At 61.0% G+C, this 2,389-nt stretch carries 3 protein-coding genes; 2 read left to right on the top strand and 1 reads right to left on the bottom strand.

Annotation, left to right across the window (positions count from 1 at the left end; all coding sequences use genetic code 11):
* The coding region (locus tag V6C16_RS11340; protein ID WP_333543252.1) for a class I SAM-dependent methyltransferase at positions 1 to 342 on the top strand (342 nt) is incomplete at its 5' end.
* A gap of 372 nt (positions 343 to 714) precedes the next feature.
* Here the strand turns inward: V6C16_RS11340 and V6C16_RS11335 are convergent.
* Positions 715 to 912, bottom strand: coding sequence for a DUF2065 domain-containing protein (locus tag V6C16_RS11335; RefSeq protein WP_333535620.1), 198 nt, complete (start codon positions 910 to 912; stop codon positions 715 to 717).
* A gap of 47 nt (positions 913 to 959) precedes the next feature.
* On the opposite strand from V6C16_RS11335, the gene V6C16_RS11330 reads away from it, so the two are divergent.
* Positions 960 to 2,273 carry a nucleotide sugar dehydrogenase gene (locus V6C16_RS11330; protein WP_333535619.1) on the top strand — a complete coding sequence of 438 codons (1,314 nt, stop codon included), beginning with the start codon at positions 960 to 962 and terminating at the stop codon, positions 2,271 to 2,273.
* Positions 2,274 to 2,389 lie beyond the last annotated feature (116 nt).

The raw sequence follows: 2,389 nt of genomic DNA, 5'->3' as shown, positions 1-2,389 counted from the left end.
GCCTTCGGCATACGCAACATCATCCCGCGTGAAACGGCCTTTGCCGAAATGCTGCGGGTGCTGCGCCCCGGCGGGCGGGCCTGTATCCTGGAGTTCGGCTCCGGCCGCGAGCGCATCTGGGGCGGCCTGTACAATGTGTACCTGAATCACCTGCTGCCCCGTGTGGGGCGCATATTTTCCAAAGATCCCGCTGCGTACGCCTATCTGGCCGATACAATCCGCGCGTTTCCCTCAGCCGTTGAGCTGGAAAAGGAACTGCGCAGGGCCGGATTCAACAAGGCATGGCATCAAAAGCTCACGTCGGGCATCGTCTGTCTGCATGTGGGTGAAAAGGCCCGGTAGGCGGCCTGCGGCAAGACGGTTTCACGGGCATGCCGCGCAACGGAAACCTGACAAAAAGCAACGCGCGCGGCATTTTTGCGGCGGCAAACGGCATGCCGCGCAACACCGGTGGAGCAAGCACGGCCTTTCGCCACAGGCCGCAGAGACAGAATGCCTTTCGGGCCTCATTACGAAAGCGCGCGCAAGCGCTGTTTGCCGCATGGGGCCACAGGCAAGAAAGCCTTGCGACAAGGCTGCCCGGCAGGCGCCAGAACAGTTTACGAATGAAATGAGTTCACTGCTCTGCAAGGATTTTCAGGAAAATCCTTGCCACGAAATGCGGGCAGGCAGACTTTTGCCTGCCGTAAACGAGCATTTCGGGGGTTCACTGCTCTAGCGTGAAGCCAGCCAGACGACCAGCAGCCCCAGTGCCAGAGCCGTCAGCCCCAGCACACGCAAGCGGCTTTCCGGCAGAGGAAGAATGCTCAGCAGCGCCCGGCGCATACCGCCGGGGAAAAGCGTCCAGCACAGCCCCTCAAGCACGATGGCAAGGCCCAGGGCGCGGAAAAAAAGTTCTATATTGAAGTCCATGCTTTTCTTGGTGACGAAAAAAGCCTGTTTTGTAAAGGAATGAAATTATGGTGACATTCGAGGCCCTGCAACAAGGCAAAGAAACGCTGGCCGTCGTCGGCCTCGGCTATGTGGGTCTGCCCCTGGCCGTGGCCCTTTCGCGCCGCATGAGCGTGCTGGGATTTGACATCAGCGCCCCGCGCATCAAGGAACTGCAGGACGGGCACGACCGCACCCGCGAAGTGGACGACCAGAAACTCCAGGCCGCCAATGTGCGCTATTCCTGCGATCCGGCCGACCTCAGGCAGGCCGCCGTCATTATTGTGGCTGTTCCCACGCCCATTGACGATCACCGCTCCCCCGACCTTACTCCCGTGGTGGGGGCCAGCACCACCGTGGGCCGCCACATGAGCAAGGGCTGCGTGGTCGTATACGAATCCACCGTGTACCCCGGCCTGACCGAAGAAATCTGCGTCCCCATCCTTGAGCGCGAGTCCGGCCTCGCCTTTGGCCGCGACTTTACCGTGGGCTACTCGCCCGAGCGTATCAACCCCGGCGACAAGGTGCACACCCTTGAAACCATCACCAAGGTTGTTTCCGGCTCCGACGACGTTACCACAGACCTGCTGGTTCAGATCTACGGCTCGGTGGTCACGGCAGGCATACACCGCGCCTCCAGCATCAAGGTGGCCGAAGCCGCCAAGGTCATCGAAAACACCCAGCGCGACCTCAACATCGCCCTCATGAACGAGCTTGCCATCATCTTCGGCCGCCTCGGCATTGATACCCTTGAAGTGCTTCAGGCCGCAGGCAGCAAGTGGAATTTCCTGCCCTTCCGGCCCGGTCTTGTGGGCGGCCACTGCATTGGCGTGGACCCCTACTACCTTACCTACAAGGCCGAAGAACTGGGCTTTCACCCCGAAGTCATCCTGGCGGGCCGTCGCATCAATGACAATATGGGCAAGTACCTGGCCGAATGCACGGTCAAGCGCCTTATCAGAAGCGGCCGCATCATCAGCGGCGCGCGCGTGGGCATTCTGGGCTTTACCTTCAAGGAAAACGTGCCGGATCTGCGCAATACCCGCGTGGTGGACGTTATCCGCGAACTTGAGGACTACGGCGTGCAGGTGCTCGTGAGCGACGCCGAGGCCGATCCTGCCGAAGCCCTGCACGAATACGGCCAGATTCTGCTGCCCCAGGGCGACCTGCACAATCTGGATGCCCTTATCCTGGCAGTGGGACACGATGCGTACAAGGCATTGTCCCCCGATGCCATAAAAGGTCTCTTTGCCCAGCCGGACAAGGCCGTTGTGCTGGACGTAAAAAGCTTTCTCGACCCGGCCGCCATGCGTGACGCGGGCATAGACTACTGGAGGCTGTAAACCGCGTGAGCCTGCTTATCTGCGCTGCCACCGGCCCGGAACTGGCGGGCCTGCTGCCGGACTTTGTTCCTCTTTCCGCGTTCGCGCGGAATGACGAAACAGGCTCCGCGCAGGCG

This window comes from Desulfovibrio sp. 1188_IL3213 (genome assembly GCF_036763145.1).
Lineage (GTDB): Bacteria > Desulfobacterota > Desulfovibrionia > Desulfovibrionales > Desulfovibrionaceae > Desulfovibrio.
Note: the sequence above shows the minus strand (reverse complement) of the source record. Positions and strands in the feature narration are given on the sequence as shown.